Below are 25,325 nucleotides of genomic sequence, written 5' to 3'. Positions count from 1 at the left end.
GACTTGGCGTTGGTGGTGGCCTTGTCGACCTGCTCCACCGAGACCAGCTGCTGGCGGCGCAGTTTGACCTGGCGGTCCGCCTCGCGCGCCGCCACATCGGCCTGCAGACAGGCGGAGCGGGCCTGGGCCTGTGATACCTTTTCCTCGCCCTTGGCCAGCGCGACCTGGGCCTTGAGGTCCTGGTTCCACAGTTCGAGCAGGATCTGGCCTTTTTTGACCTCGTCCCCCTTGTGGATGTCCAACACCGCGATCTGGCCGCCCGCGGCGGGGGAGAGCTTGGAACGCTGGCAGGCCTCCACCGTGCCGGCGCGGGTGTTGGAGACGGTCGCCTCCACCGTGCCGCGCGAAACGGACTGGACCAGTACCTCGACCGGTTTGGGGCGGGTCTTCCACCAGATAAACGCGCCGATCAGCAGAATCGCCAGGGCGAGCCAGGCAATGCGACGCAGGGTGCGGGCGCTGGGCATGATCTCGTCCTGAGTGGTTGCGGTGGTGGAGGGTTAACTTTTAGGGATGGCCTTCACCGAGTAAAACAGCCCTTCGTCGATGATTTTGAACAGGCGGTCGATGTTGGGGTGCTTGCCGGGGTTGGCGCGGGCGTCGTCGGTGTGTTCGGCGAACAGCTCCAGGGCCTGTTCGGCGGCCTTGGGGGTGATACCGCCGTGCGTGACGGAGACCTCGTAATACACCGCCAGGGAGCCGCTGCTGCCGGGCTTGTTCTCGATCACGAACTCCGGCTCGTAGCCGTCGGCATAGAATTCGAGGGTGGCGACGGTGTCGCTGGGCTGTTTGAGCTGCTTGAGATTTTCTTCGAAGGTCGGCATGGGTCTTGGATTCGATTCCTAATTAAATAAGTGTATGTCAGCCGGCTCGACGGCCTCAAGCCAAGCGGCGCGCGGGGTGGCTCCGTTATACTGTGCGCCTTTCGTCCCTGAACCCGGATCGCCGAAGTCCCTATGAGCCCTTTTCTGGAAACCGCGCTGGCCGCCGCGCGCGCCGCCGAGCAAGTCATTCGCCGCTATTACGAAGACGGATTCGACGTCGAGTACAAGGCTGACCAGAGCCCGGTCACCCAGGCCGACGTGGAGACCGAGAAGACCATCCGCGGCATGCTGCTGGAGGCCTTTCCGGAGCACGGCTTTTACGGCGAGGAGACCGGCAAGGAAAATCCCGACGCGGAGTACACCTGGCTGATCGATCCCATCGACGGGACCAAGAGCTTCGTGCGCCGCTATCCGTTTTTCTCCACCCAGATCGCGCTGATGCGCAACGACGAGCTGATCCTGGGCGTTTCCAACGCGCCGATGTTCGGCGAGCTGGCCTGGGCGGAGCAGGGCGGCGGCGCCTGGCTCAACGACGAGCCGCTGCACGTCAGCGACGTGCACACCATCGGGGAGGCGACGCTGTCCTTCGGCAACATCAAGGCCCTGGCCGCCGGCCCGCAATGGCAGGCCCTCGCCCCGCTGGTGCGCGACGTGAATCGCATTCGCGGCTACGGCGACTTCTACCACTACCATCTGCTCGCGGCCGGCAAGATCGACGTGGTCATCGAGTCGGACGTGAACATCCTCGACATCGCCGCGCTGTCGGTGATCGTCAGCGAAGCGGGCGGCAGCTTCACCGATATCGACGGCCAGCCGCTGGACCTCGAAACCACCTCCGTGCTGGCCGCCTGCAACAGCGGCCTGCACTCCCAGGTACTGTCCAGGCTCAAGACATGACCGAAGCAGACGGCCAGCTCTTTCTCGAAGAATTCAGCCCCGAGGAATTCGAGGAGGCGCAGGCCGGTCTGCTCGACCGTTTCGATGTGTACCACGGCGTGCTGGTGAACCGCGACGACGGTTCGGTCATCACGCCCGACGACGTACCGCTGTTCCGCCGGCAGGCCGAGGAGATCCGCAAGCTCGGCGGCAAGGACGCGCTGGACCGGGAACGCGCGCTGATCATCTCCGTGCTGGTCTACCTGCTGATGGAGGCCGAGAGCGAACTCGGCGGCGTGCAGCAGAGTTCGCGCCCCAGCGCGTCCACCCTGGAGGCGCTGCCCCAGCTCGACGACTACATCGTGCGCCTGCTGCTGTACGACTCGCGCCACCTGGAATGGGAAACGGTGCGCCGCCTGATAGACCTGTACGCGACCCGCGACGCGGCGACCCCGCCGCGCGGCCAGGGCCGTTACCGCAAATACCTCTACAGCTCGGACAACGTGCTGTTCCTGCTCGACGTCAGCCGCGAGGGCGTGCACGTCAACCGGCAGGAGGCGCCGCCGCCCGCCGCCGAGAAGCCCGAACCGGCCAAGGTCAAAGCCGCGCCCGCGGCACCCGTTTCCATCGGCAAGCCGGTGGTGCTGTTGGGCGAAGGGGCCGGCATGCTGGCGGACAAGATTCATCAGACCCGCACGGGGCTGGGCTTTTCGCTCACGGCCGCGAGCTACATCGGCGTGGGCCGCAAGCAGAACGAGGACGGTGTGGTGCTGGTGCCGGAAATCGACGAGGCGCTGGTCATCGATGCCATGGGTGGCTACGGCAACGGCGTGCGCGCCCGGGACCTGTTCATCCAGACCTTCGTGAAGCAGCGGGGCGACCTGCCGGTCACGGTGGAGCAGACCCAGAAGCTCTACGACGAGGTCGACCTGGGGGCGGGCGGGGTCTGCCTGTTCGGCGTGCGCATCGAGCAGGACGGCAATGACCTGGTCGCCCGGCTGGCGCAGATGGGCGACGTGCATTTGCTGATCTTCGATGCCAAGCGGCGCCTGCGCCACGAATCCATCGACGAGGCCATCGGCCATCAGGTGATGAACGCCGTGGTGGCGATCGGTCGCACCGAGAAGCAGCGCGAAAGCGGTTGGAATCAGTTCGGCCGGCTGACGCGGCGCGATTATTCGGTCGAGCGCGGCTGGCGCATCCTGGCTTATAGCGACGGCATCGCCAACCACTACAACGCCTCGGCCATGAGCACCCTGCAGCACCTTGACGCGGCGGAACAGATCCGCACCCTGTCCGCGGATCTGGACAAGCGCATGCGTGAGAAGGGGAATTATCGCGACAACTGCTCGATCGCGATTTTCGATCTTTAGGGCTGCAGCGGGTCTTCCGAGGGCAGGCGCTGCCAGCCCCCGCTGCCGTAGATCTCGAAAGGTTTGAAGCGAGATTTGTACGCCATCTTGTCGCAGGCCTCGATCCAGTAACCCAGGTACAGCTGCGACAGCCCGCGGCGGCTGGCCTCCTCGATCTGCGACAGGATCGCGAAGGTGCCCAGGCTGCGCGCTTGCGACAGCTCGGGGTCGAAGAAGGTATAGATCGCGGAAAAGGCGCGCGGCAGCACGTCGGTGACCGCCACCCCCACCAGCCGGCCGTCCAGGCGGAGTTCCATGAACTCCGTGCTGCACCAGTCCGAAATCAGAAAATCCCTGAACTCCTGCGGCGTCGGGTCGTCCATGCCGCCGGCCGGATGGCGCGTGCTCAGGTATTTGCGGTACAGCCGGAAGTATTCGGGCGTATGCCTCGCCGGAACCCAGTTGACGCGCAGATCGGCGTTGCGCTTCAGGCAGCGGCGGTGGCTGCGGGACGGGGCGAAATCGGCGGCGGGGATGCGCGTGGGGATGCAGGCCTGGCAGTCCGGGCAGCGCGGGGCGTAGACGTGCTCGCCGCTGCGGCGGAAACCGAATTCCAGCAGCTCGCCGTACAGCATGGGAGTGTGCGGCGCCTCCGGATCGGCCACCAGGCTGGCCGCGACCTGGCCCTGGAGATAGCTGCAGGCATGCGGCCGGCTCAGGAAAAAGAGCATCTGCGCGTCCATGATCGGCAGCTTAAGACGCTCGAATTCCATCGACAACCTCAACCCAAAAAAGACGGGGCCTGACGGCCCCGAAGACCCTTAACCTTCCTGCAGGAGAATCACCTCAGGAGGAAGTTTCGGAGCGTGCGACACGCCCGTAGCGGATAAAGCGGTAAATCATGAAACTGCCGACTGCATGCAGCATCACAAGCGCGATGATGCTCAGGATGGCGGCCGGGCTGTGGAGGATGAGATCCATAATGGTTTGACCCTTTGCAGTGATTGCGACATGTGAAAATCCTAGAGGCAAGGGCCGGGCATTCCATTGACCGAGGTCAAGTTTTTACCTGCTAGGCGGGTGAGGTGCAGGTGGCCTGATTTCTTTCATTTGTGGAGCGGCCATAAGGTCATATAACCAAATGGTGTGGCCGGGAATATACCGGCTGAATTTGACTATGATTAGTTTGCCTACTCGCTGCAAAAGGAGCTGGAAATGATGAAGCGGTTAATCTTCACCCTGATGCTGTTGCTGGGATTGACGCAGACGGCCGCCGCCGCGACGACCAACCCGATATTCGAGCGCCATGTAAACGCGCCCATCGATCAGGTCTTCCCCAAGCTGGTCAAGTCGTTCACGCAGCACGGTCTGGCCGTCATCCTGCAGACCGATATGGAATCCATCCTCAAGCATCAAAACGCTCAGGCCGAGAAACCGGAGTTGCCGGTGCCGGCCACCCATGTCCGCAGCATCGTGTTCTGTAACGCCGCTTCGGTCAGCCGGATATTCAAGCTCGATCCGCGCATGCTGGCCTTTTGCCCCATGACGGTGAATGTCTCCGAGCGCAATGGCGTAACGAGCGTACGGTTTTTCCGGCCCACCTCGATCGAGACCGAAACCAAGGCCCGTCCGGAGCTGGAATCCCTCGAGAAGCGCATCACCACTTCGATCAACGCTGCACTGAAGTAAGCCGCACGCCCTGCCGGCGACATGCCCGTGTCGCCGGCAGGGACTATGCAACGCCATCATCCGCCGTCTCTTAAGGAGTGGTGCGTCTGTGCTAGACTGACTAGCTTTTCGCTGCTCTTTAAGTACTTATGTCTGAACGCAACGCTCAAGCGCTGGAAAGCGCCCTCGCTCGTCGCATCCTGGTCCTCGACGGGGCCATGGGTACCATGATCCAGTCCTACAAACTGGGCGAGGCTGACTATCGTGGCGAGCGCTTTGCGGACTGGGAAAGCGACCTCAAAGGCAACAACGATCTGCTGGCGATCACCCGTCCGGACGTGATTCGCGCCATTCACGAGGCGTATCTGGACGCCGGCGCGGACATCCTGGAGACCAACACCTTCAACGCCAACAGCATCTCCATGGCGGACTACCACATGGAGTCGCTGGCCGGCGAGATCAATCGTGCCGCTGCGCAGCTGGCGCGCCAGGCGGCGGATGCGTACACGGCCAAAACGCCCGACAAGCCGCGCTTCGTGGCTGGGGTGCTGGGTCCGACCAACCGCACCGCCTCGCTGTCGCCGGACGTCAACGATCCGGGGTTCCGCAATATCAGCTTCGATCAGTTGGTCGAATCGTATATAGAGGCGGCCGAGGCCCTGATCGAGGGCGGCGTAGACCTGCTGCTGATCGAGACCATCTTCGACACGCTCAACGCCAAGGCGGCGGTGTTCGCCATCAAGTCGGTGTTCGAAAAGCTCGGCGTGGAACGGCCGATCATGATCTCCGGCACCATCACGGATGCCTCCGGGCGCACGCTGACCGGGCAGACCACCGAGGCCTTTTACAATTCGCTGCGCCACGCGCAGCCGCTGTCCATTGGCCTGAACTGCGCGCTAGGCCCTTACGAGCTGCGCCAGTACGTCGAGGAGATGTCGCGCGTTTCCGAGCATCTCGTGTCCGCGCATCCCAACGCCGGCCTGCCCAATGAGATGGGCGGCTACGACCTGCAGGCGCAGGCCATGGCCGAAGAGATCGCCGAGTGGGCCGAGTCGGGTTTCCTGAACATCGTCGGCGGCTGTTGCGGCACCACACCCGATCACATCCGCGCCATCGCGCAGGCGGTGGCCGACAAGGCGCCGCGCGCGCGTCCTGACACGGAGACCGCCTGCCGCCTGTCCGGTCTGGAGCCGCTGAACATCACGGCCGACTCGCTGTTCGTGAACATCGGCGAGCGCACCAACGTGACCGGTTCGGCCAAATTCAAGCGCCTGATCCTGGACGAGCGTTACGACGAGGCGCTGGCCGTCGCGCAGGAGCAGGTGGAGAACGGCGCGCAGGTCATCGACGTCAACATGGACGAGGCCATGCTGGACGGCGAGGCCGCCATGGTGCGCTTCCTTAATCTCATTGCCGCCGAGCCCGAGATCTCGCGCGTGCCGGTGATGATCGATTCCAGTAAGTGGCCGATTATCGAGGCGGGCCTGAAGTGCCTGCAGGGCAAGGGCATCGTGAACTCCATCTCCCTCAAGGAGGGCGAGGAGAAGTTCATCGAGCAGGCGAAGCTGGTGCGCAAGTACGGCGCCGCCGTGATCGTGATGGCCTTCGACGAGCAGGGCCAGGCCGACACGCGCGAACGCAAGGTGGATATCTGCGAGCGGTCCTACCGCATCCTCACCGAGCAGCTCGGCTTTCCGCCCGAAGACATCATCTTCGATCCCAACATCTTCGCCATCGCCACCGGCATCGAGGAGCACGACAACTACGCCGTGGATTTCGTCGAGGCTACGCGCGAGATCAAGCAGCGCCTGCCGCACGCGATGGTGTCCGGCGGCGTGTCCAACGTGTCGTTCTCGTTCCGCGGCAACAACCCGGTGCGCGAGGCGATTCACGCCGTGTTCCTGTATCACGCCATCAAGGCCGGCATGGATATGGGCATCGTCAACGCGGGCCAGCTCGCGGTGTACGAGGAGATTCCCGAGGAGCTGCGCGAACGGGTCGAGGATGTGGTGCTCAACCGCCGCGCGGACGCCACCGAGCGCCTGCTGGAGGTTGCCGACCAGTACAAGGGCGACGGTGCGCAGGCCAAAAAGGAAGACCTCGGCTGGCGCGAATGGCCGGTCGGCAAGCGTCTGGAGCACGCGCTGGTCAAGGGCATCGACACCTGGGTGACCGAAGACACCGAAGAGGCGCGCCTGTCCTTCGAACGTCCCCTGCAGGTCATCGAAGGTCCGCTGATGGATGGCATGAACGTGGTCGGCGATCTGTTCGGCGACGGCAAGATGTTCCTGCCGCAGGTGGTGAAGAGCGCGCGCGTGATGAAAAAGGCCGTCGCGCACCTGATCCCCTTCATCGAGGCCGAGAAGGAAGACGGCGCGCGCTCCAACGGGCGCATTCTGATGGCCACGGTGAAGGGCGACGTGCACGACATCGGCAAGAACATCGTGGGCGTGGTGCTGCAGTGCAACAACTTCGAGGTCATCGACCTCGGCGTGATGGTGCCGACGCAGAATGTGCTCGACGCCGCGCGCGAACACGACGTCGATATCATCGGCCTGTCCGGCCTGATCACGCCGTCGCTGGATGAGATGGCGCACGTCGCCAAGGAGTTGGAGCGCCAGGAGTTCGATCTGCCGCTGCTGATCGGCGGCGCCACCACCTCGCGCGCGCATACCGCCTCGCGCATCGAACCCGGCTATACGCGTGCGCCGACCGTGTGGGTGAAGGACGCCTCGCGCGCCGTGGGCGTCGCGCAGAATCTGATCAGCCCCGAGCTGCGCGGACCGTATGCGGAGAAGATCCGGACCGAGTACGAAGGCGTGCGCGAACAGCTGGCCTCGCGCAAGCGCGAGAAGAAGCTGCTCACCCTGGCGCAGGCGCGCGCCAACAAGACGCCCATCGACTGGTCGGATTACACGCCGCCCAAGCCGAGCTTCCTCGGCGTCAAGGTGTTCGAGGATTACTCGCTCGAAGAGATCACGCGCTACATCGACTGGACGCCGTTCTTCCACGCCTGGGAGCTGCACGCCAGCTACCCGCGCATCCTCGAGGACGAGGTGGTGGGCGCCGAGGCGCGCAAGCTGTTCGATGACGCCCAGGCCGTGCTCAAGCGCATGGTGGAGGAGAAGTGGGTGCACGCCCGTGCGGTGATCGGCTTCTTCCCCGCCAACCAGGTCGGGGACGACGACATCGAGGTGTACACCGACGAGACGCGCAGCGAAGTGCGCATGACGCTGCACCACCTGCGTCAGCAGAACGAAAAGCCCGCCAAGCGGCCCAATCAATGTCTGGCCGACTTCGTCGCGCCCAAGGACACCGGTCTGGCGGACTACATCGGCGCGTTCGCCGTGCAGGCCGGCGAGGGTGCGGACGAACACGTCAAGCGCTTCGAGGCGGAGCACGACGATTACCACGCCATCATGGTCAAGGCGCTGGCCGACCGTCTCGCCGAGGCCTTCGCGGAGCTCATGCACGAGCGCGTGCGCAAGGAGTTCTGGGCTTATGCGTCCGGGGAGCAGCTGAACAACGAAGACCTGATCGCCGAGAAGTACAGCGGCATCCGTCCCGCCCCGGGTTATCCGGCCTGCCCGGAGCATACCGAGAAGGGGTTGATGTGGTCGCTGATCGAGCCCGAGGCCAACGCGCACATCACGCTGACCGAAAGCTACGCCATGTGGCCGGCGGCCGCCGTTTCCGGCTGGTACTTCGCGCATCCGCAGGCGCGCTATTTCGGCGTCGGCAAGATCGGGCGCGACCAGGTCGAGGACTACGCGCGCCGCAAGGGCTGGGATTTAAAGACCGCTGAACGATGGCTCGCGCCTATACTGGGGTATGACCCCGAATAATCCCAACAGCAGGAAAGCCGCCGCGGGCTATTTCGCCCCGCGGCGGTTTTGGCGTGTGGTGCTGTTCGTGCTGTTCTGGAGCTGGGCGGTGCTGATGGCACTGGGCATGGTGTTCAACCGCGCGATCCCCACTGCCCCGTTTCATCGCGGGGCGCTGCTGTTCGGCGTGACGCTGGGCCTGGTGATGGCCCTGGTGAGTTTTCGTCTGCTGTTCCGGGAACGGGTGACGGCCTCGAAAGGCATGCGCTGGCTGCAGCTGTTGCTGTTTCCCACCACCATCGTCGCCTGGCCGGTGCTCATGTATCTCGCCATTCTGCTCGGCGTGCCGGTGGTCGTTCAGCCCTTCGCCAAGACGCCGTACAGCCAGGTCGTCACGGTGGTCGACAAGTTCGAGGGGCATAGTCACGCCTGCCCGTACGGGATCGACGTGGCGGAATTCGATATCCCGATCAGCCGCGGTCTGTGCGTCGACCAGCCTTTCTGGGACCAGGTCCGGGTCGGCGATCATGTGCTGATCAAGGGCACGGACAACGCGGTGGCGGTTTACGTCAAGCAGCTGCGCATCTTGCCGCCACCGGCCCCGCCGCAGGACAATCAACCGCGACGCTCGCCCTTCCGGCGCCTGCCGGGCACCATCGCGATCTGAGCGGGGCGGCGGGACCGCCGGGTGGTTGGGCTATGCTTGGCGGGGGCATGACCGTTCGGAGGGGATCACCATGGCGCGGGGACGCCATCTTCAGCACATACGCACGCTCGATCCGGCGCGGGATCACTGCGAGATCGTGTTCATCGACGCGTCCTATGAATTCCCCTTCGATATCGCGCGCGCACTCGAGTTCGCCCTGTTCCGCACCTATGCCGTCCCGCGCATCTCGGCCCTGCTGCGCAAGACGGGCGAACTGACCGAACGTCCCCGCAAGCGCTACGACGATACCGATCTCATCCTCAGCGAGTTGGTCGAGCACGGCTACGACAGCGAACGCGGGCGTGCCGCACTCGCCAACATGAACCGGCAGCACGCGCGGTACCCGATACGCAACGAGGATTATCTGTACGTGCTGTCCACGTTCGTCTTCGAACCGATCCGCTGGATCGACCGTTTCGCCTACCGCGGGATGGTCGAGCAGGAGCGTCTCGCCTGGTTCCTGTTCTGGCGTGCGGTGGGCGAGCGCATGCACATCCGGGATCTGCCGGACAGCTACGCGGACTTCGAGCGCTACAACATCGAATACGAACGCGAGCGGTTTCGTTACGCAGAGGCCAACCAGGTGGTGGCGGAAAAGACGCGCGACCTGTTTCTGGGTTTTTATCTGCCGCGGGCATTGTTCGCGCTCGGCCGCCCGGTGATCTATGCCATGCTGGACAGGCCTCTGCTGAGTGCATTCGGCTTTGCGCCGCAGACTGATTTCATGCAGCGTTCGGTGCGCGGTTTGCTGCGGCTGCGGGGCCGGTTCGCCGGCTGGCTGCCGGCAAGACGCAGGCCCGTACTGCGCACCCAACTGAGACGCCCGACCTATCCGCGGGGCTATGACATCGAAGCCCTGGGCCCCGCCAGCGACGATTCTTCTTCCGACGACGCGACACAGGCCAGACACCCATGATGCCCTTCAATCCCGTCACCGCCGTAGCCGATGCCATTCACCTCGCCGTCGCCCCGGTGTTCCTGCTCACCGGCCTGGGCGCCATGCTCGGGGTGCTGTCCGCCCGCCTGGCGCGCATCATCGACCGTTCGCGCAAGCTGCACGAGCTGCTCTCCGACGCCACCGGCACGGACCGGCAGCGGATGCATCATGAACTCACCTTGCTGTCGCGCCGCGCCCGGCTCATCAACTGGGCGATCAGCCTGTGCGTGGCCTGCGCATTGCTGATTTCCACGGTCATCGCGGTGCTGTTTCTGGACTCGTTCACCGCCTTGAACATGTCGCTGGTGATTGCGGTGTTGTTCGTGGCCGCCATGGTGGCCTTCATCCTCGGCCTGTTGGGTTTTTTGCGCGAAGTGTATCTGGCCACCGCCAACCTGCGCATCGGGCCGAACTGACGCAGGGTTTGTAAGTCCGCGCGTTGGGATCCTGCAAAGACTGATTTGTCTGCTGGGGCTTTGGTATTAGAATCCCCTAATTTTCATCCATCGACAAAGGGGAATTCGCATGTACGACCTGTTCAAGCCCGAGCAGCCCGTGGGGCTGATGGATTTCGTCAAGGCCGCGAAGTCCTGCATCAAGGAAGTCACGCCGGACGAGCTGGAAAAGATGATGCAGGACAAGCCCGACCTGATGGTGCTGGACGTGCGCGAGTCTTCCGAGCACGAGCAGGGCCACGTGAAGAATGCCCTGCTGGTGCCGCGCGGTATCCTGGAGGCGGCCGCCGACCCGTCCTATCCCAAGCACGTGCCGGAACTGTCCGGCGGGCATGAGCGTCCGATCGTGTGCTATTGCGCCACCGGCGGTCGTTCGGCAATGGCGGCGGCGGTGCTGCAGATGATGGGCTTCAAGGAGGTCTACAGCCTGGCCGGCGGTTTCGGCGGCTGGACCGAGGCCGGCAAGGATGTGATGCGCGAGGCGCGTTACGTTTAAGCGGGTGTCGAGATTTCGACGCTTTTGAAAAGGGGCCTTCGGCCCCTTTTCCTTTAGGCGGGCGTGATTATATTTAATAAGGAAACAACCCGGCTCCGTGCGCGTCTGACTGCAATGGATGGCGTAGTATCATTCGGGCTTAACAGTCGCTTGATAAAAAGAAGGAATTTGCGCGCATTATGAATCCTGAGTTCTGGCACGATCGCTGGACCCATAACGAGATCGGGTTTCACCAGCAACAATTCAACCTGCACCTGCAGCAACACTGGACTTCGCTGAAGGCGGAGTACGGGTCGAGGGTGTTCGTGCCGCTGTGCGGCAAGAGCCTGGACCTGCTCTGGCTGGCCGGTGAGGGTCACCGCGTGCTGGGGGTGGAGTTGAGTCCTATAGCGGTGGAGGCGTTTTTCGAGGAAAATAACCTCACGCCGAATGTGGAATCATTCAGCAACTTCACAATCTACCGCCTGGATGAAATCGAGATCCTGTGCGGTGATTTTTTCGATCTGGTACCGGACGACCTGCAGGGTGTGCAGGCGGTGTACGATCGCGCGTCGCTGATCGCGCTGCCGCCGGAAATGCGTGCGCTGTACGCGGTGCATATGAGGCGGTTGCTGAAACCGGGCGTTTCGGAACTGCTGATCACACTCGATTATCCTCAGGAGGAAATGCAGGGGCCGCCGTTCTCGGTAACGGAGGCGGAGGTTCGGGCTCTGTATTCGGAAGGATTCGAGATGGAAACGATCGACAACCTGGACGTGCTGGCCGAGAACGAGCGTTTTCGCGAGCGCGGGCTGAGCCGTTTGAACGAGCTGGTGTTCCGTCTGCGCCGGGTGTGATGGCGGTTGGCGGTCTGCCCGGTCGGCAGGCGGCGTGCCCAGGAGGTGATGCTTGAGTCGACATCACGAAGCGACCGAAACCTGCCAGGTCTGCGGTTTGACCAAGCAGGTGTCGAAGATGCTCCCGGCGGATCTGGTCAGGTCGGGGGTCGCCGGGCTGATCCGGGATCAGGTGCCGGCCTGGTCGAATGACGGTTATGTCTGTTTGAACTGTCTGAACGGCTTTCGCACGCAGTACGTACAGCGGCAGATGGAAAAGGAGCTGGGCGAGCTGGACAGCCTGGAGACGGAGGTCGCGCGCAGTCTGCAGGAACACGAGCTGCTGGCCCAGAACCTGAACGAGCAGTTCGACCAGCGGCTGACCTTCGGGCAGCGCGTGGCGGACAGGGTGGCGGAGTTCGGCGGCAGTTGGGCGTTCATCTTTACGTTCGCCGCCGTGCTGCTCGCCTGGATCGTGATCAACTCGGTGGCCCTGATCTGGCGGCCGTTCGATCCGTTTCCGTACATTCTGCTCAATCTGGTACTGTCCATGCTGGCCGCGATTCAGGCGCCGGTGATCATGATGAGCCAGAACCGTCAGGAGGCCCGCGACCGGCTGCGGGCGGAGAGTGATTACAAGGTGAATCTCAAGGCCGAGATGGAAGTCCGGCTGATCAACGAGAAGCTCGATCAGCTGATTCACCATCAGTGGAGCCGACTGATCGAGATTCAGGAGATTCAAATGGACATGATCGAGGATCTCGCCCGGCCGCGGGAACACTGATGCGGAAAGATCGAACCCGGAGCAAGGGGATGCTGGGCAGAAAAAGAACAGGGCGGTGCGCGCACTGTTCATGTGCATCGCATCCGCCTATTATTAGGAACTTATGTCGAGCCCGAACACCAACATCTAGTAGTTGGGCATCGAACTAACCACTATAAGATAGATTTTATACTTAAGATGCCCAGCATTCTGAGCAAACGTCCATTCTGGGTGAGCCTCGCCGGGCTCATTCTTCTGCTTGGCAGTTATACGGCGGCTTTCCAGCGTCCGACAGCGGGCTTTTACGATGTCGCCTACAGCATGATGCCCAGCTATTCGCCGGAGGCGAAGGTGGCGGCGATCAATATCGATCAGGCATCGATCGATGCCAATGGGCAGTGGCCCTGGTCAGGCGATCTGCTCGCCGACATGCTGATTCGTCTGCGCAAGGCGGGCGCGAAGGCCGTGGGCCTGATGCTGCCGATGAACCGTTCCTATACCCCGTCGGCGATGGACGACGTGATGTCGGAGGTCAACAGCGGCCAGGCGGCGATCGACAGCAAGCGGTCGGAACTGATGCGGGCCCGCAGCAGCGCCACGGGCCGGGCGCGCGACAACATCAACCGGCGCCTGGAAGCCCTGAACATGGGGGCGGACAAGCTCAAGACCGTGGTGTACTGGCTCAACCGCCTGGATAACGGGCGGATACTGGCGCGTGCGATTCGCAACAGCGGCAACGTGGTTCTTGCAGGTACCTATCAGCCCAGCCAGTATGTCTTCGCCCTGCCCAAGGGGCTGGACCAGCTCGCGATCAAGGAAGCGGGCGGCAACACGCCGTGGTATTTCTCCAAATGGCTGCATCCGCTGGTGGAAGGGCCGGAATCGAGCACCCATGCCCTGATTACGCCACCCAACTTGGATCTGGCCGAATATGCCGCGGGAGTGGGGCTGTTGCCTTCACTGTCCGCAGCCTACAGCATGCAGGAAATGCCACTGGCGCTGGATATCGACAACACCACTTTCCCGAGTTTTCTGCTCCAGCTCGCGAGCACCGCCAGCGGTTTCAAAAAGCAAGATGTGGGCACTTATGCCGGCCTGGGCGTGCAAATGGGCGCGCGCGAGATCCTGACGCTGCCGGGTTACCGCTATTTCGTACCGCCGCCGCGATTCAGGGACGGCCAGCCGCCCATCCCGATTTATTCGGCCAACCTCCTGCTCAACGACAAGCTGCCTGACGGCGCGCTCAAGGGCCGCACCGTAGTGGTGGGGTTGAGCGCCCCCAGCCTGGCGCCGCAGCCGTCCAGCGGCGAGCTGGGTCCGGTGGCGTCCATGACCTATTCCCTGGCCTCGCTGCTGGACGGCGAGCAGGTGACGGTGCCCGGGTGGTTCTACCTGGGGCAGCGCCTGTTGCTGGTGCTGGTGATGCTGTATCTGATGATCTTGCCCGCCGGCATGTTCACCAAGTCCAGCGGCCACGTGCTCTCGGGCGTGCTGGTGCTGGTGCTGCTCAACGGGGGGCTGATTCTGCTGCTGACCCGCCAGTACTGGCTGCCGGTCACGCTGCCGGCGCTGTTTCTGCTGGCCGGGCATCTGGTGCTGGCCACACGTTATTACCTCGACGAGTATTTCCGGGTCGGCAAGATGGAGGCCGCCGAGGCACGCCGCCAGCTGGGTCTGAACCTGCAGGCCCAGGGGTTGCTGGACCAGGCCTTCCAGGAATTCCGCCGCTGTCCGGTCACGCCTTCGGTGGTGCAGTCGCTGTACCAGCTCGGCCTGGATTTCGAGCGCAAGCGCCAGTTCCGCAAGGCGCAGGATGCCTATGAACTGATCGCGCAGAACGAACCCGAATACCGCGACGTGCGCGAGCGCCTGGCGCGGCTGTCGACCTTCACCGGCAGCAGCTCGATGATCCGGCCCGCTTCCGGGCACACCGGCGACACGCTGGTGCTGGACGATCCCGCGCTGGAAAAGCCCAAGCTCGGCCGTTACGAGATCCAGAGCCAGATCGGCCGCGGCGCCATGGGCATCGTCTATCTGGGCCTGGACCCGAAGATCGGCCGCAAGGTGGCCATCAAGACCCTGGCGCTCAATCAGGAGTTCGACGACGGCGCGCTGGAAGAGGTCAAGTCGCGTTTCTACCGCGAGGCCGAGGCCGCCGGCCGTCTGGCGCATCCCAATATCGTGACCGTGTACGACGTGGGCGAGGAACACGACCTGGCCTATATCGCCATGGACTACGCCCAGGGCGTGAGTCTGGACAACTACACCCGGGTGGGCGAACTGCTCCAGGTCGACGACGTGCTGCGCATCGGCATTCAGGCGGCCGAGGCGCTCGATTACGCGCACAAGCAGGGCGTGGTGCATCGCGACATCAAGCCTGCCAACCTGATCTACGATGCCGACAAGCGTCAGGTGAAGATCACCGACTTCGGTATTGCGCGCCTGACCGACAGCAGCAAGACGCGCACTGGCACGCTGCTGGGCACGCCCGCCTACATGTCGCCGGAGCAGATTTCCGGCCGCGACATCGACGGACGCGCGGATCTGTTCTCGCTGGGCGTGAGCATCTACCACATGCTGGCGGGCGCGCTGCCCTTCGAGGCCGACTCCATGGCCAACCTGGTGTACAAGATCACCCAGGAGCGGCATCCGCCCATCAACAAGGTGCGCGCCATCCTCTCCACCGAGATCGCCAAGTTCGTCGACAAGGCTTTGTCCAAGGAAGTCGACAAGCGTTTCCAGAGCGGCGCCGCCATGGCGCTCGCGCTGCGCAAGGTGCGCGCCGCCTGGCGCGAGGCCGCGGGCGAGCCGCCCGAGGATTGATCCGCTTCAGTGACGGCTGCGACGCACGCCGGGCTTGAAGCCCGGCGGTTTTTTGCGCAGCCACTCCGTAAAACCCTGCATGCCGGGGTGGGCGAGCAGGGCCTCGCGCGTGTTGTATTCCCTTTCGAGTTCCTTTTCCGTGAACGTGGCGTGGATCTGGCTGTGGCAGGGCCGGCACACCCAGAGGATGCGGGTGTGCACTTCGTTGCGGTCGAAGTCGCGTTTGTTGCGCCGGTTGCTGTGCCGGGTACGTGGAATCAGGTGATGCCGCGTCAGCGGCAGTCCATGCCGGCCGCATAGCTCGCAATGCGATGGGCGGGGCGGCTGGTGCACCGGTTCAGGCGCCGGCCAGCGCCTTGATCTTTTCCAGTACCTCGGCCGCGTGTCCCTTGGCGCCGACACTGTACATGGCCTCGCGGATGACGCCTTGCTTGTCGATGATGAAGGTGGAGCGCACGATGCCCATCTTCTTCACGCCGTTTTTTTCCTTCTCCTGCCACACGCCGTATTTCTGACAGACCTTGCCGTCGGTGTCGGCCAGCAGACGGACGGTCAGTCCGTGCTTGTCGCGGAAGGCGGCGTGGCTGATGCAGTCGTCGCGGCTGATGCCGAGGATTACGGTGTCCAGCGCCGCGAACTGGTCCTGCATGGCGGTGAAGTCGAGCGCCTCGATGGTGCAGCCGGGGGTGTCGTCCTTGGGATAGAAATACAGCACCACGTTGTGCTGGCCGCGTTCCTGGCCGAGTTTGTAGCGGTGCATTTCGTCGTCGGGCAGTTCGAAGGACGGCGCCTTGTCTCCGCTTGCAAGCATGTTGTTTCTCCGCGGGATGAGGTTGAAGGGTCGTGCATGTTTTACCGGGATTTTAACGCGCTGTGAACGATGACGGGCCGTGTACAATGGCTTGACTTCTTTTGCGATAAGAAATCGATTCCGTGGAACACAGCGCACTTTCCGCTGTTCTCATTCTGCTTGCCTTGTCGGTGCTGGCCGTGGTGGTGCTGCGCCGCGTCGGCCTGCCGCCTATTCTCGGTTATCTGGCGGTGGGCATTCTCGCCGGGCCGTACATGCTGGGCTGGATCTCGGAGAGCGAGGTCATACATCTGCTCGCCGAGATCGGGGTGGTGTTCCTGCTGTTCGCGATCGGGCTGGAGTTCTCGATCGCCAAGTTCATGTCCATGCGTTACGCCGTGCTCGGACTGGGCGGCGCGCAGGTGGCGGTGTCCACCGCCGCGGGCGGATTGATCGTCTGGTTCTACGGGTTGGGCTGGCAGGCGGCGCTGGTCGCGGGCAGTGCGATGGCCTTGTCCTCCACGGCCATGGTGGTCAAGCAGCTCAGCGAGCAGCTCGAACTGCAGTCGCGTCACGGCAACCTGGCGATCGGCGTACTGCTGTTCCAGGATCTCGCGGTGGTGCCGCTGCTGGTGATTATTCCGATTCTCGCCGAGGGTTCCACCGACGGGCTCTGGATGCCGCTGGGGCTGGCGCTGATCAAGGGGCTGGTGGCCTTTCTGGTCATGCTGGCGATGGGACGCTGGGTGTTGCGTCCGCTGTTTCACGGCGTGGCCTCCGCTCATTCGGCGGAGCTGTTCACCCTGACCGTCCTGCTGGTGGCGCTGGCCGCCGCCTGGGTGACCTCGCAGCTCGGCCTGTCCCTGGCATTGGGCGCCTTTCTGGCCGGCATGATGCTTAGCGAGACGGAATACCGTCATCAGATCGAGGCCGACGTGCGGCCCTTCCGGGACATGCTGATGGGGCTGTTTTTCATCGCCATCGGCCTGCAATTCAATATCGCCGTCCTGCCCCAGATCTGGCACAAGGTGGCCGTGCTGGTAACCGGCATCGTGATCGGCAAAGGGCTGGTGGTGGCGCTGCTGACGCGTCTGGCCGGTTACGAGAACGGCGTGGCGCTGCGTACCGGTATCGTGCTGGCCCAGGGCGGTGAGTTCGGATTCGCCCTGCTGGCGCTGGCGCTGAACCGCGGCCTGATCGATCCCATGGACAGCCAGGCGGTCATCGCCTCGATTCTGATCTCCATGCTGCTGGCGCCCATCCTCATCCGCTACAACGGCGTTGTGGCCAAGCGGTTGTTTTCCGGCACCTACCTCAAGGGACGCTACGCGCAGGCGCGCGAGATCGGGGCGGCGACGCGCGAGCTGCGCGATCATGTGGTGATCTGCGGATTCGGACGCATCGGCCAGAACCTGGCGCGTTTTCTGCGCGAGGAAGACATCGAATACATCGCCCTGGATCTGAACCCGAAGCTGATCCGCGAGGCCTGGGAAGCGGGCGAGCGCGTGTTCTACGGCGACGCCACGCATACCGAGATCCTGCGCGCCGCGGGCGTGCACCGGGCGCGCATGCTGGTGATCGCGACCGACGACGCGCATGCCGCCGAAAAGATCATTCACAGCGTGCGGCGGCGCAGTTCGGAGATCCCGATCCTGGTGCGTTCGCGCGACGACAGCCACCTGGAGCACCTGATGGCGGCGGGGGCGACCGTGGTGGTGCCCGAGACGCTGGAGGCCAGCATGATGCTGGCGCAGCATCTGCTGACCCATCTCGGCGTACCGCTGGACGAGGTCATGTTCCTGGTGGAAAAGGCGCGCCACGGCCATTACCAGGCGCTGCGCGGTTTCTTCCATCCCACCGAAGCGGACGTGGAGCGCGAGGACAAGACCTTTTTGCATACCGTGGTGTTGCCCGCCGATGCGGACGCGGTGAACAAGCGCCTGGGAGAATTCCAGCTGGCGGAGCTTGATGTGCGGGTAAATGCCCTGCGCCGCGGCGCAATCCGGGGCGATTCGCCCAACGGCGAGGTTCAGCTGCAGGAAGGGGATGCGCTGGTGCTGCAGGGCACGCGCGAGGCGATCGAGCTGGCGGAGCGGCGTCTGCTGCAGGGGATGAGTGCTTGACCCGTCCCGCGGGCGGCGCGAGGATTGATCGACGCCTGTCTCGCAAAGACCCGCCGCACGGCAAGGTTGGATCGGCAACACAACCGTCGTGAGCGCGAGGTAAGATGAGCAGGGTTTCGAACAAGCATGCAACGGGAGGAGGATGGATCATGAATAAGCTGGCAACCACACTGACCGCAACGTTGATCGGCCTGGGGGCGGCCGGTCTGGCGCAGGCCGAGGAGCCGATGGCGGTCTCGATCAAAAGGCTGAGCATGGAGACGGCGGAAAAGATTGCCCACGAGGCGGTGCTGGCCTGCCGCAAGCAGGGGATCTCCGTCACCGCGACGGTGGTGGACCGGGGCGGCAGCGTCCAGGCCGTGCTGCGCGACACCAAGGCGCCGCCGGTGTCGGTGAAGATCAGCCGTCTCAAGGCCTATACCGCGGCGAATTTCAACGTCGCGACCTCGCAGATGTCGGACCGTGCCAACTCGCCGCTGGCAAACGTCAAAGGGCTGTTGTTTTCCGCCGGCGGTCTGCCGATCCAGGCGGGCGGCTACGTGCTCGGGGCTGTCGGCGTGAGCGGTGCGCCTTCGGGCAAGACTGACGAGAGTTGCGCGGCGGCCGGCATCAAGTCGGTGGCCGACGACCTGGAGATGAGTATGTGACCCGATCGGGAGCTGCAGGATGATGGCGAATGTTCGGTAACGACGAGGACGCGCTGCGGCAGCAGCTCGCGGAGCTCAGGATTGAGCACCGCGGCCTGGACGAAGCCATCGATGCCCTGCAATCGACGGCCTATGTCGATCAGCTCAAGCTGCGGCGTCTCAAGAAGCGCAAGCTTCAGCTCAAGGACATGATTGCGCGGATCGAGAGCAAGCTGATCCCTGACCTCGACGCATAACGATCCGGCGGTTCCGGCCGGCCCCGCAAGCTACTCAGGTAATCCTAGCGGGTTGTTGTTGTCGCTCAGGCGAGTGCGAGAGAAGGAAAAATTGGGCGATGTGTAAACGAGCATTTTGAGCCTGGTTTTGACGCCCTATCGTGCCGCATGAGTAGACAACAGCAGCCTGCTAGAGGCGTTCGACCCAGCGCGGCAGTTCATGCGCCGCGGCGCGCAAGGTCTTTTCCCGTGCCCGATACTCGGGCTCCATGCGTTCCACCAGGGCCCAGAACCGTTTGGAATGGTTCAGGTGCCGGGTGTGAGCGAGTTCGTGCAGCAGCACGTAGCAGACCAGTTCCGGAGCCAGGAACAACAACCGGAAGTTGAGGCTGATATCCCCGCGCTGGTTGCAGCTGCCCCAACGGGTCCGTTGTGCGCGAACGCTGATCCGGCCGTGCTGCAGGCCGTGCATCCGGGCCAGTGCCGTGAGCCAGGGCGGCAGCGTGCGCTGCGCGTGGCGCATCAGCCAGCGTTTCAGGGTTGCCTCCACGGCCTGCCGGTCGGCCGTGTCTCCATGCACGCGCAGTCGCCCCTCGTAGGTTTCGCGCAGGGAAGTGCGGTCAGCGGTGCCGTCCAGATAATCGACTCCCCAGCTTTCGTCGATGGCCGGCAGGTAAATCCGGTCGGGCAGGGTGAGGCTTTCCGGCGCCGGACGGTGGGATTCGATCTGCAACAGGGCGCGCTCGATCCAGGCGCGTTTTTCGCGCACGAAGGGCTCCACGTGGCGGGGGCTCATGCCGCGCGGCAGCACCACGACGACCCCGTCGCGTTCCGTCACCGTGATGCGCAGATATTTGGCCCGCGGGCTAACCCGCAGGCGGTATTCGGGAAGATCCATGCCGACATTGTGTGCCGCCCCCGGCAGCGGCCGGGGGGAATAACAGAGCTGGTGGTAATGTCGATGTAGACGTTTGTACTCAGGCAGGTACGGGTACGACGTTGGTCGCCTGCAAACCTTTGGGGCCCTGCTGTACTTCGAAGGAAACGGACTGCCCTTCATTCAGACTTCTATAGCCGTCACTCTGTATGGCCGAGAAATGAACGAAGATGTCTTCGCCGCCGTCGGTGGGCTCGATGAAGCCGTATCCTTTTGCGTTGTTAAACCACTTCACGATACCGTTCTTATTCATAAAGACGTACCTCAAGCATGTGTCAAGACTGTAGCTGCAGACAACATGATGCAATCTGCGGTGGCTGCCCACAGCGACAGTTGAGTTTAGGACTTTGTTTGCGGTTGCTCAATGACACTTTGTTGAACGCTCAAGAGTTTTATTGAATTCCGTTATTCGCCCTGAATTGCGTCCGAATGCGGGCGGACGTCATGCAGATGCGCGTGCGTAGTAGAATGCGCCGATGAAAACAGCACTCTGCGTTTGTCTGGTGTTCGGATTGCTGCTGACGGGTTGTGAGCGCAAATCCGGCGAAACGCAGGAGGCAACGACTTCGGCAGTGCAGGCGGTCACGATCAAGTCGCCGCGGGACCATTGGCGCCGCGCGGGGTTTGCCGAGCTTGTCCCGCCCGTCCGTCTGCCCACCCGCCTGGACCGCGATGATGCTCTGCACATCTGGGTCAAGGTGCCTGCCGGCGGTCATATCACGACGCAGTACCTTCCCCAGCAACAGCGTTATACGCTGCGTTTCCCCGACGGGACCCGAATCGCACGGGTCGAGGCGGTGCGTTACCGCGCGGCCGACGGCTCGTGGGCGGAATCCCAGGGCGATGTGCGCATGGCGACGATCGGCTCGGACGGCCTTCCCGTGCGTTACAGCGTACTGGAGCCGGCGTCGGGCAAGCCCGATGCCGAACTGACCGGCTGGAGCTGGCCCGCCGGCGACCCGCAGGCCCAGGCCGAAGCCACCGGGCGCCTGGTGGGCATCGTCGCCGCCACACCGGGCCCGCTGGGTGAGCCGCCCCTGAAAGGGGAGGAGCTGGACCGGTTCCGGCGACTGAACCAGTGTGCGCTGTGCCACATACCGAATATGCCCTCGGAGGCCTGGTACAACCGCACCATTCGGCCGCCGCGGGCAACCGACGCGTCGGGATTGTTCGTGCCGCTTTCGGTGCTGGAAGACTGGCAGCCGGCGACTCACGAGCGCCCGAAGGACAACAACATCCACGATCCTTACGTGACGGTGCGTTGCGGCAGCGCGCCGGCGCAGGTCCAGCAGTCCGACGATTCGCGGCGTTATTGGTGCCCGAACTACCGCGTCCCGGCAGGCCGACGCGATATCCGCGCCGGCCTGCGTGCGCATGACCCGTACACCAAGCGGGTCTGCGCGGCGCGGCGCTACCTGTACGAACGCATGCTGCCTGAAGACCGGGCGGCGTTCGCAACCGCTTTTGAAGTTTGCGGTCTTAACTGAGACAATTGTCTGACTTTTCGATAACAAAGGACCGCGCGTGTATCACCTGGCAAGCGAACGTCTGGCCCGACTCTGTCACCAAAATGCCGAGGATGTACTTCACAGCCGCCTGATGGGGCTGGAAAAGGAGAGTCTGCGCGTCAATCCCGAGGGCGGCATTTCGCAAAAGCCCCATCCCCGGACGCTCGGTTCGACCCTGACCCATCCCTGGATCACCACCGATTACTCCGAGGCGCTGTGCGAGTTCATCACGCCGCCCTGCACGAGCATCGACGATGCACTGGCGTTTCTCGCCGACACCCAGAGTTTTGTCTATCAGAACCTGGACAACGAGGTCCTGTGGGCCACCAGCATGCCCTGCGTGCTGGCCGGCGAGCAGAACATCCCCATCGCGCAGTACGGCACCTCCAACCAGGGGCTGATGAAGACCATTTACCGGCGCGGGCTGGGATATCGCTACGGCCGCACGATGCAGGTCATCGCCGGGGTGCATTTCAATTACTCCTGGGGCGAATCCTTCTGGGAGTGCATGCGCGAGGTGGAGGCGCCCGGGCAGCCGCTGCGCCCCATCGTCGATGCGGGCTACATGGGCCTGCTGCGCAACCTGCAGCGTTTCGGCTGGCTGATCCCGTATCTGTTCGGCGCTTCGCCCGCCATCTGCAAGTCGTATCTGCACGGCCATGAAAGCGATCTGTCCGAGTTCGACGCGAACACCTGTTTCGAGCCCTACGCCACCTCGTTGCGCATGGGCGATATCGGCTACACCAATACCCGCGAAGGTGAAACCGGCATCAAGGCCAATTACGACTCGCTCGGGTCGTACGTGGACAGCCTGGTCTGCGCGATCAGCACACCGTGCCGCGAGTACGAGGCGATCGGGGTCGAGGTGGACGGCGAATACCGTCAGCTGAACAGCAACATTCTGCAGATCGAGAACGAGTACTACAGCAGCGTGCGGCCGAAGCAGATTCTGCTGGATAATGAAAAGCCCACCCATGCATTGCGCGAACGCGGCATCCGCTACGTGGAGCTGCGCTCACTGGACGTGAACGCGTTCGATCCGCTGGGCATTAATGAAATGCAGCTGCGCTTTCTCGAGGTGTTCATGCTGTTCAGCCTGTTGCAGGACAGTCCTGCGATCAGCCAGGTCGAACGCGAGTCCGTCGACCGCAACCTGGTCGAGGTGGCCCACCAGGGGCGCAAACCGGGACTCAGGCTGCGCCGCAACGGCGACGAGGTCGAACTGCGCCGGTGGGCATCCGAGTTGTGCGAGGCCATGCGGCCGTTTGCCGAGTTCCTGGACGGCGCGCAGGACGCACCGTTGTACAGCCAGGCGCTGGACGAGCAGTGCGCGGCCGTTGACGATCCGGAACGCACGCCGTCGGCGCGCATGCTCAACGAGATGCGCGCGAACGGCGAGAGCTTTTATCACTTCGCCAAGCGCATGTCCCTCAAGCACCAGCGTTATTTTCTGGCGCGCAAACTGTCTGCGGAGCGCGAAGACTTTTTCCGGCGCGAAGCGGAGGAGTCGCTGGCCGCCCAGCTTGCCCTGGAAGCAGGCAATACCCAGCGTTTCGACGAGTTCCTGACGAATTATTTCGCCCAGCCGTAAGGCGGGCGAACCGGCCTATTCCCAGCGGAAGGTCAGGGCGCCGAGCAGCAGGAACACCAGCGCCATCACCAGCAGAATGAGCAGTTGCGGCAGCACGGTGGTGAGTCCGGCCCCGTCGAGCATGACCGCGCGCGCGGCGGAAATGATGTGCGTCAGCGGGAACAGCACGGCGAGTTTCTGCACCCAGGGCGAGAGTGCACCGACCGAGAACCACACGCCTGACAAAAACATCATCGGCCAGGTGATCAGGTTGAGCACGCCCTCGGCGAATTCCTCGCTCGCCGGGCGTGCGGCGACCAGCAGGCCGAGGCTGGTCAGCGTGACCGCGCCGACCAGGTAAACCAGAAACAGGTTCAGATAGCTGCCGCGCATGGTGAAGCCGACCAGCAGGTCGGTGCCGATGTAAACGGCGATGCCGACGGCGAGGATGATCCACAACCGCGAGATGACCTGGGCGGTGAGAAACTCCAGCGCGGTGAGCGGGGTGGCCTTGAGTCGCCGCAGCACGCCGTTCTTGCGGTAGCGCACCAGGACGTAGCCCACGCCGTACAGGGCGCTGAACATCATGTTCAGTGCCAGGATGCCTGGGATCAGCCAGTCCACGTAGCGAATCTGGCGTCCCGTGACCGTTTGCTTTTGGAAATCGGTGCCGCCGCTGCCGCGCAACACCCGTTCCAGCAGATAGCCGCGCGGTGAGCTGTCGTTCACCCAGAACGTGCGCGCCCTGAAGTCGACGAGCATGTCGAGTTCGTGATGGGACAGTTTGCTGAGCGCCAGCTTGCGGTTCGGTTCGGTAACGAACTTCACGTATTGCGTGTCCGCGAACGCGATCTGCTGCGCCTTGCCGGGCATGCCGTCCAGCACGCCGACCTGGTAGAGGTCGGGACCCTTGCCGCTGAAGGCGAAGGCGAAACCGGCGATGACCAGCACCGGGAATGCCAGATTCCAGCCCAGCGCCGCACGGTCGCGCCAGAATTCGAGATTGCGCGTCCGCAGTACCGCCATGACATGACGCAGCTTCATGTGTCCCGCCTTTCGGTGAGTTCCAGAAACAGGTCCTCCAGCGTGCGCTCGCGTATCTCCAGCCGGTTGAGGCGGACGCCGGCGTGCTGCAGCTCGCGCAGCGTATCGTCGACGTCCGGGGTGAGGATCTCCACGTGTTCGCCGCAGTCGAGCACCGTTTCCTTCAGGTTGTTTCTTACTCCGTCGATGGAGGCGGCCGGCAGGCGCAGGATGGTGTCCTGGTAATGGGCGGCGAGCAGGGCGTCGGGTGTGCCTTCCGCGATGATGTGCCCGTGGTCGAGGATGATGAGTTCATCGCACAGGCGATAGGCTTCTTCCATGTAGTGGGTGGTCAGGACCAGGGTGCGCCCCTGCGCCTTGATGCGCTCCACCAGCTCCCAGAAGCGATGGCGCGCCTGCGGGTCCAGCCCGGTGGTGGGCTCGTCCATGAACAGGATGCACGGATCGTTGATCAACGCCACGGCTAGCAGCACGCGCTGGCGTTGGCCGCCGGATACCCGGTGCGTGTCGCGATCCAGGAATTCCTGCAGGTCGCAGACCTCGACCAGCTCTTCCAGCGGCATGGTGCGCGGATACAGGCTGGCGAACATGTGCAGCACCTCGCGCACCGTAACGTGTTCCTGCAGGGCGGTGTGCTGGAACATGATGCCTGCCTCGTTGCGGAATGCCCGCCCCGGCGGAGCGCCGCGATACAGGATCTGCCCGCTGTCGTAGGGCGTGATGCCTTCGAGGATCTCGACGGTGGTGGTCTTACCGGCCCCGTTGGGGCCGAGCAGCCCGAAGCAGTTCCCTTCGGGGATGCGGAAGCTGATCCCGTCCACGGCCCGTACGCCGCGGTAGGTCTTTACCAGGTCATGGACTTCGAGCAGTGATGTCATGCGGCGGGCCGGGACAATGGTGCCGTTGCGCCGAACAGCCGGCGGCGTGCGCTAGCAGTGTAGAGGGCGCATCC

At 63.5% G+C, this 25,325-nt stretch carries 26 protein-coding genes; 16 read left to right on the top strand and 10 right to left on the bottom strand.

Annotated elements, in window-relative coordinates:
• The coding region (locus P8Y64_04545) for a biotin/lipoyl-binding protein (protein MEJ2059737.1) at positions 1-467 on the bottom strand (467 nt) is incomplete at its 3' end.
• A gap of 33 nt (positions 468-500) precedes the next feature.
• Positions 501-824: a DUF2322 family protein gene (locus P8Y64_04540; protein MEJ2059736.1), complete on the bottom strand. Its 324-nt coding sequence runs from the start codon at positions 822-824 to the stop codon at positions 501-503.
• A gap of 132 nt (positions 825-956) precedes the next feature.
• On the opposite strand from P8Y64_04540, the gene P8Y64_04535 reads away from it, so the two are divergent.
• A complete protein-coding gene (locus P8Y64_04535; protein ID MEJ2059735.1) occupies positions 957-1,721 on the top strand; it encodes an inositol monophosphatase family protein in 765 nt (254 codons plus the stop codon).
• Complete coding sequence (locus tag P8Y64_04530) at positions 1,718-3,073, top strand: hypothetical protein (protein MEJ2059734.1); 1,356 nt, start codon at positions 1,718-1,720, stop codon at positions 3,071-3,073. Before P8Y64_04535 ends, P8Y64_04530 begins: the two co-directional genes overlap by 4 nt.
• Here P8Y64_04530 and P8Y64_04525 read toward each other — a convergent pair.
• Both P8Y64_04525 and P8Y64_04520 read right to left on the bottom strand, forming a co-directional pair.
• Positions 3,070-3,825 carry an arginyltransferase gene (locus P8Y64_04525; GenBank protein MEJ2059733.1) on the bottom strand — a complete coding sequence of 252 codons (756 nt, stop codon included), beginning with the start codon at positions 3,823-3,825 and terminating at the stop codon, positions 3,070-3,072. The genes P8Y64_04530 and P8Y64_04525 overlap by 4 nt on opposite strands.
• A 73-nt stretch (positions 3,826-3,898) precedes the next feature.
• Entirely contained in the window at positions 3,899-4,033 is a 135-nt protein-coding gene (locus P8Y64_04520; GenBank protein ID MEJ2059732.1) for a hypothetical protein, read from the bottom strand.
• Between the two features lie 234 nt (positions 4,034-4,267).
• Between P8Y64_04520 and P8Y64_04515 the strand changes: the two genes are divergently transcribed.
• The 9 genes from P8Y64_04515 (at position 4,268) to P8Y64_04475 (ending at position 15,539) form a co-directional block, all read left to right on the top strand.
• Positions 4,268-4,741, top strand: a complete 474-nt coding sequence (locus P8Y64_04515) for a DUF302 domain-containing protein (protein ID MEJ2059731.1) — start codon at positions 4,268-4,270, stop codon at positions 4,739-4,741.
• A 128-nt stretch (positions 4,742-4,869) separates the two neighbouring features.
• On the top strand, positions 4,870-8,565 hold the full coding sequence (metH, locus tag P8Y64_04510) for a methionine synthase (protein MEJ2059730.1): 3,696 nt from the start codon (positions 4,870-4,872) through the stop codon (positions 8,563-8,565).
• Positions 8,552-9,211, top strand: coding sequence for a hypothetical protein (locus tag P8Y64_04505; GenBank protein ID MEJ2059729.1), 660 nt, complete (start codon positions 8,552-8,554; stop codon positions 9,209-9,211). The genes metH and P8Y64_04505 overlap by 14 nt, the downstream gene beginning before the upstream one ends.
• Positions 9,212-9,281: 70 nt before the next feature.
• On the top strand, positions 9,282-10,166 hold the full coding sequence (locus tag P8Y64_04500; protein ID MEJ2059728.1) for an oxygenase MpaB family protein: 885 nt from the start codon (positions 9,282-9,284) through the stop codon (positions 10,164-10,166).
• Positions 10,163-10,603 (top strand): DUF2721 domain-containing protein, encoded by a 441-nt coding sequence (locus P8Y64_04495; GenBank protein ID MEJ2059727.1) that lies wholly within the window; start codon positions 10,163-10,165, stop codon positions 10,601-10,603. Before P8Y64_04500 ends, P8Y64_04495 begins: the two co-directional genes overlap by 4 nt.
• 109 nt (positions 10,604-10,712) lie before the next feature.
• The gene (locus tag P8Y64_04490) at positions 10,713-11,138 is read left to right on the top strand and encodes a rhodanese-like domain-containing protein (protein ID MEJ2059726.1); all 426 of its coding nucleotides are present in this window, start codon (positions 10,713-10,715) and stop codon (positions 11,136-11,138) included.
• Positions 11,139-11,317: 179 nt separating this feature from the next.
• A complete protein-coding gene (locus tag P8Y64_04485) occupies positions 11,318-11,974 on the top strand; it encodes a thiopurine S-methyltransferase (protein ID MEJ2059725.1) in 657 nt (218 codons plus the stop codon).
• A gap of 52 nt (positions 11,975-12,026) precedes the next feature.
• Positions 12,027-12,737 carry a DUF1003 domain-containing protein gene (locus tag P8Y64_04480; GenBank protein ID MEJ2059724.1) on the top strand — a complete coding sequence of 237 codons (711 nt, stop codon included), beginning with the start codon at positions 12,027-12,029 and terminating at the stop codon, positions 12,735-12,737.
• Positions 12,738-12,914: 177 nt separating this feature from the next.
• Positions 12,915-15,539, top strand: a complete 2,625-nt coding sequence (locus P8Y64_04475) for a serine/threonine-protein kinase (GenBank protein MEJ2059723.1) — start codon at positions 12,915-12,917, stop codon at positions 15,537-15,539.
• Between the two features lie 6 nt (positions 15,540-15,545).
• Here the strand turns inward: P8Y64_04475 and P8Y64_04470 are convergent, their stop codons facing one another.
• Both P8Y64_04470 and P8Y64_04465 read right to left on the bottom strand, forming a co-directional pair.
• Positions 15,546-15,872, bottom strand: a complete 327-nt coding sequence (locus P8Y64_04470; GenBank protein ID MEJ2059722.1) for a hypothetical protein — start codon at positions 15,870-15,872, stop codon at positions 15,546-15,548.
• Positions 15,873-15,876: 4 nt separating this feature from the next.
• Positions 15,877-16,350, bottom strand: coding sequence for a peroxiredoxin (locus tag P8Y64_04465; protein MEJ2059721.1), 474 nt, complete (start codon positions 16,348-16,350; stop codon positions 15,877-15,879).
• 122 nt (positions 16,351-16,472) lie between these two features.
• On the opposite strand from P8Y64_04465, the gene P8Y64_04460 reads away from it, so the two are divergent.
• The 3 genes from P8Y64_04460 to P8Y64_04450 all read left to right on the top strand — a co-directional run bounded on the left by P8Y64_04460 (position 16,473) and on the right by P8Y64_04450 (position 19,335).
• Positions 16,473-18,452, top strand: coding sequence for a monovalent cation:proton antiporter-2 (CPA2) family protein (locus P8Y64_04460; protein MEJ2059720.1), 1,980 nt, complete (start codon positions 16,473-16,475; stop codon positions 18,450-18,452).
• Between the two features lie 149 nt (positions 18,453-18,601).
• Positions 18,602-19,099 carry a heme-binding protein gene (locus P8Y64_04455; protein ID MEJ2059719.1) on the top strand — a complete coding sequence of 166 codons (498 nt, stop codon included), beginning with the start codon at positions 18,602-18,604 and terminating at the stop codon, positions 19,097-19,099.
• Between the two features lie 29 nt (positions 19,100-19,128).
• Positions 19,129-19,335 carry a DUF465 domain-containing protein gene (locus P8Y64_04450; protein ID MEJ2059718.1) on the top strand — a complete coding sequence of 69 codons (207 nt, stop codon included), beginning with the start codon at positions 19,129-19,131 and terminating at the stop codon, positions 19,333-19,335.
• Between the two features lie 169 nt (positions 19,336-19,504).
• Here P8Y64_04450 and P8Y64_04445 read toward each other — a convergent pair whose 3' ends face one another.
• Together P8Y64_04445 and P8Y64_04440 are read right to left on the bottom strand one after the other, a co-directional pair.
• Positions 19,505-20,212: a SprT family zinc-dependent metalloprotease gene (locus tag P8Y64_04445; GenBank protein MEJ2059717.1), complete on the bottom strand. Its 708-nt coding sequence runs from the start codon at positions 20,210-20,212 to the stop codon at positions 19,505-19,507.
• A 79-nt stretch (positions 20,213-20,291) separates the two neighbouring features.
• Positions 20,292-20,504 carry a cold-shock protein gene (locus tag P8Y64_04440; GenBank protein MEJ2059716.1) on the bottom strand — a complete coding sequence of 71 codons (213 nt, stop codon included), beginning with the start codon at positions 20,502-20,504 and terminating at the stop codon, positions 20,292-20,294.
• Between the two features lie 223 nt (positions 20,505-20,727).
• Here P8Y64_04440 and P8Y64_04435 point away from each other — a divergent pair, with 223 nt between their 5' ends.
• Together P8Y64_04435 and gshA are read left to right on the top strand one after the other, a co-directional pair.
• The gene (locus tag P8Y64_04435) at positions 20,728-21,738 is read left to right on the top strand and encodes a hypothetical protein (GenBank protein ID MEJ2059715.1); all 1,011 of its coding nucleotides are present in this window, start codon (positions 20,728-20,730) and stop codon (positions 21,736-21,738) included.
• Between the two features lie 37 nt (positions 21,739-21,775).
• A complete protein-coding gene (gshA, locus tag P8Y64_04430) occupies positions 21,776-23,350 on the top strand; it encodes a glutamate--cysteine ligase (protein ID MEJ2059714.1) in 1,575 nt (524 codons plus the stop codon).
• A gap of 15 nt (positions 23,351-23,365) precedes the next feature.
• On the opposite strand, the gene P8Y64_04425 is transcribed toward gshA, so the two are convergent.
• Positions 23,366-24,373, bottom strand: coding sequence for an ABC transporter permease (locus P8Y64_04425; protein ID MEJ2059713.1), 1,008 nt, complete (start codon positions 24,371-24,373; stop codon positions 23,366-23,368).
• On the bottom strand, positions 24,370-25,251 hold the full coding sequence (locus P8Y64_04420; GenBank protein ID MEJ2059712.1) for an ABC transporter ATP-binding protein: 882 nt from the start codon (positions 25,249-25,251) through the stop codon (positions 24,370-24,372). Before P8Y64_04420 ends, P8Y64_04425 begins: the two co-directional genes overlap by 4 nt.
• Positions 25,252-25,325: the final 74 nt, after the last annotated feature.

The organism is Gammaproteobacteria bacterium (assembly GCA_037388465.1).
GTDB lineage: Bacteria > Pseudomonadota > Gammaproteobacteria > SpSt-1174 > SpSt-1174 > JARRKE01.
This window is presented reverse-complemented; position numbering and strand designations above follow the sequence as displayed.

What these genes read in the sequence shown, in the direction of transcription:
- P8Y64_04540 (MEJ2059736.1), bottom strand. Translation starts at nt 824, where the DNA reads ATGCCGACCTTCGAAGAAAATCTCAAGCAGCTCAAACAGCCCAGCGAC.
- P8Y64_04535 (MEJ2059735.1), top strand. Translation starts at nt 957, where the DNA reads ATGAGCCCTTTTCTGGAAACCGCGCTGGCCGCCGCGCGCGCCGCCGAG.
- P8Y64_04530 (MEJ2059734.1), top strand. Translation starts at nt 1,718, where the DNA reads ATGACCGAAGCAGACGGCCAGCTCTTTCTCGAAGAATTCAGCCCCGAG.
- P8Y64_04525 (MEJ2059733.1), bottom strand. Translation starts at nt 3,825, where the DNA reads ATGGAATTCGAGCGTCTTAAGCTGCCGATCATGGACGCGCAGATGCTC.
- P8Y64_04520 (MEJ2059732.1), bottom strand. Translation starts at nt 4,033, where the DNA reads ATGGATCTCATCCTCCACAGCCCGGCCGCCATCCTGAGCATCATCGCG.
- P8Y64_04515 (MEJ2059731.1), top strand. Translation starts at nt 4,268, where the DNA reads ATGATGAAGCGGTTAATCTTCACCCTGATGCTGTTGCTGGGATTGACG.
- metH (MEJ2059730.1), top strand. Translation starts at nt 4,870, where the DNA reads ATGTCTGAACGCAACGCTCAAGCGCTGGAAAGCGCCCTCGCTCGTCGC.
- P8Y64_04505 (MEJ2059729.1), top strand. Translation starts at nt 8,552, where the DNA reads ATGACCCCGAATAATCCCAACAGCAGGAAAGCCGCCGCGGGCTATTTC.
- P8Y64_04500 (MEJ2059728.1), top strand. Translation starts at nt 9,282, where the DNA reads ATGGCGCGGGGACGCCATCTTCAGCACATACGCACGCTCGATCCGGCG.
- P8Y64_04495 (MEJ2059727.1), top strand. Translation starts at nt 10,163, where the DNA reads ATGATGCCCTTCAATCCCGTCACCGCCGTAGCCGATGCCATTCACCTC.
- P8Y64_04490 (MEJ2059726.1), top strand. Translation starts at nt 10,713, where the DNA reads ATGTACGACCTGTTCAAGCCCGAGCAGCCCGTGGGGCTGATGGATTTC.
- P8Y64_04485 (MEJ2059725.1), top strand. Translation starts at nt 11,318, where the DNA reads ATGAATCCTGAGTTCTGGCACGATCGCTGGACCCATAACGAGATCGGG.
- P8Y64_04475 (MEJ2059723.1), top strand. Translation starts at nt 12,915, where the DNA reads ATGCCCAGCATTCTGAGCAAACGTCCATTCTGGGTGAGCCTCGCCGGG.
- P8Y64_04465 (MEJ2059721.1), bottom strand. Translation starts at nt 16,350, where the DNA reads ATGCTTGCAAGCGGAGACAAGGCGCCGTCCTTCGAACTGCCCGACGAC.
- P8Y64_04455 (MEJ2059719.1), top strand. Translation starts at nt 18,602, where the DNA reads ATGAATAAGCTGGCAACCACACTGACCGCAACGTTGATCGGCCTGGGG.
- P8Y64_04450 (MEJ2059718.1), top strand. Translation starts at nt 19,129, where the DNA reads ATGTTCGGTAACGACGAGGACGCGCTGCGGCAGCAGCTCGCGGAGCTC.
- P8Y64_04445 (MEJ2059717.1), bottom strand. Translation starts at nt 20,212, where the DNA reads ATGGATCTTCCCGAATACCGCCTGCGGGTTAGCCCGCGGGCCAAATAT.
- P8Y64_04440 (MEJ2059716.1), bottom strand. Translation starts at nt 20,504, where the DNA reads ATGAATAAGAACGGTATCGTGAAGTGGTTTAACAACGCAAAAGGATAC.
- P8Y64_04435 (MEJ2059715.1), top strand. Translation starts at nt 20,728, where the DNA reads ATGAAAACAGCACTCTGCGTTTGTCTGGTGTTCGGATTGCTGCTGACG.
- P8Y64_04425 (MEJ2059713.1), bottom strand. Translation starts at nt 24,373, where the DNA reads ATGAAGCTGCGTCATGTCATGGCGGTACTGCGGACGCGCAATCTCGAA.
- P8Y64_04420 (MEJ2059712.1), bottom strand. Translation starts at nt 25,251, where the DNA reads ATGACATCACTGCTCGAAGTCCATGACCTGGTAAAGACCTACCGCGGC.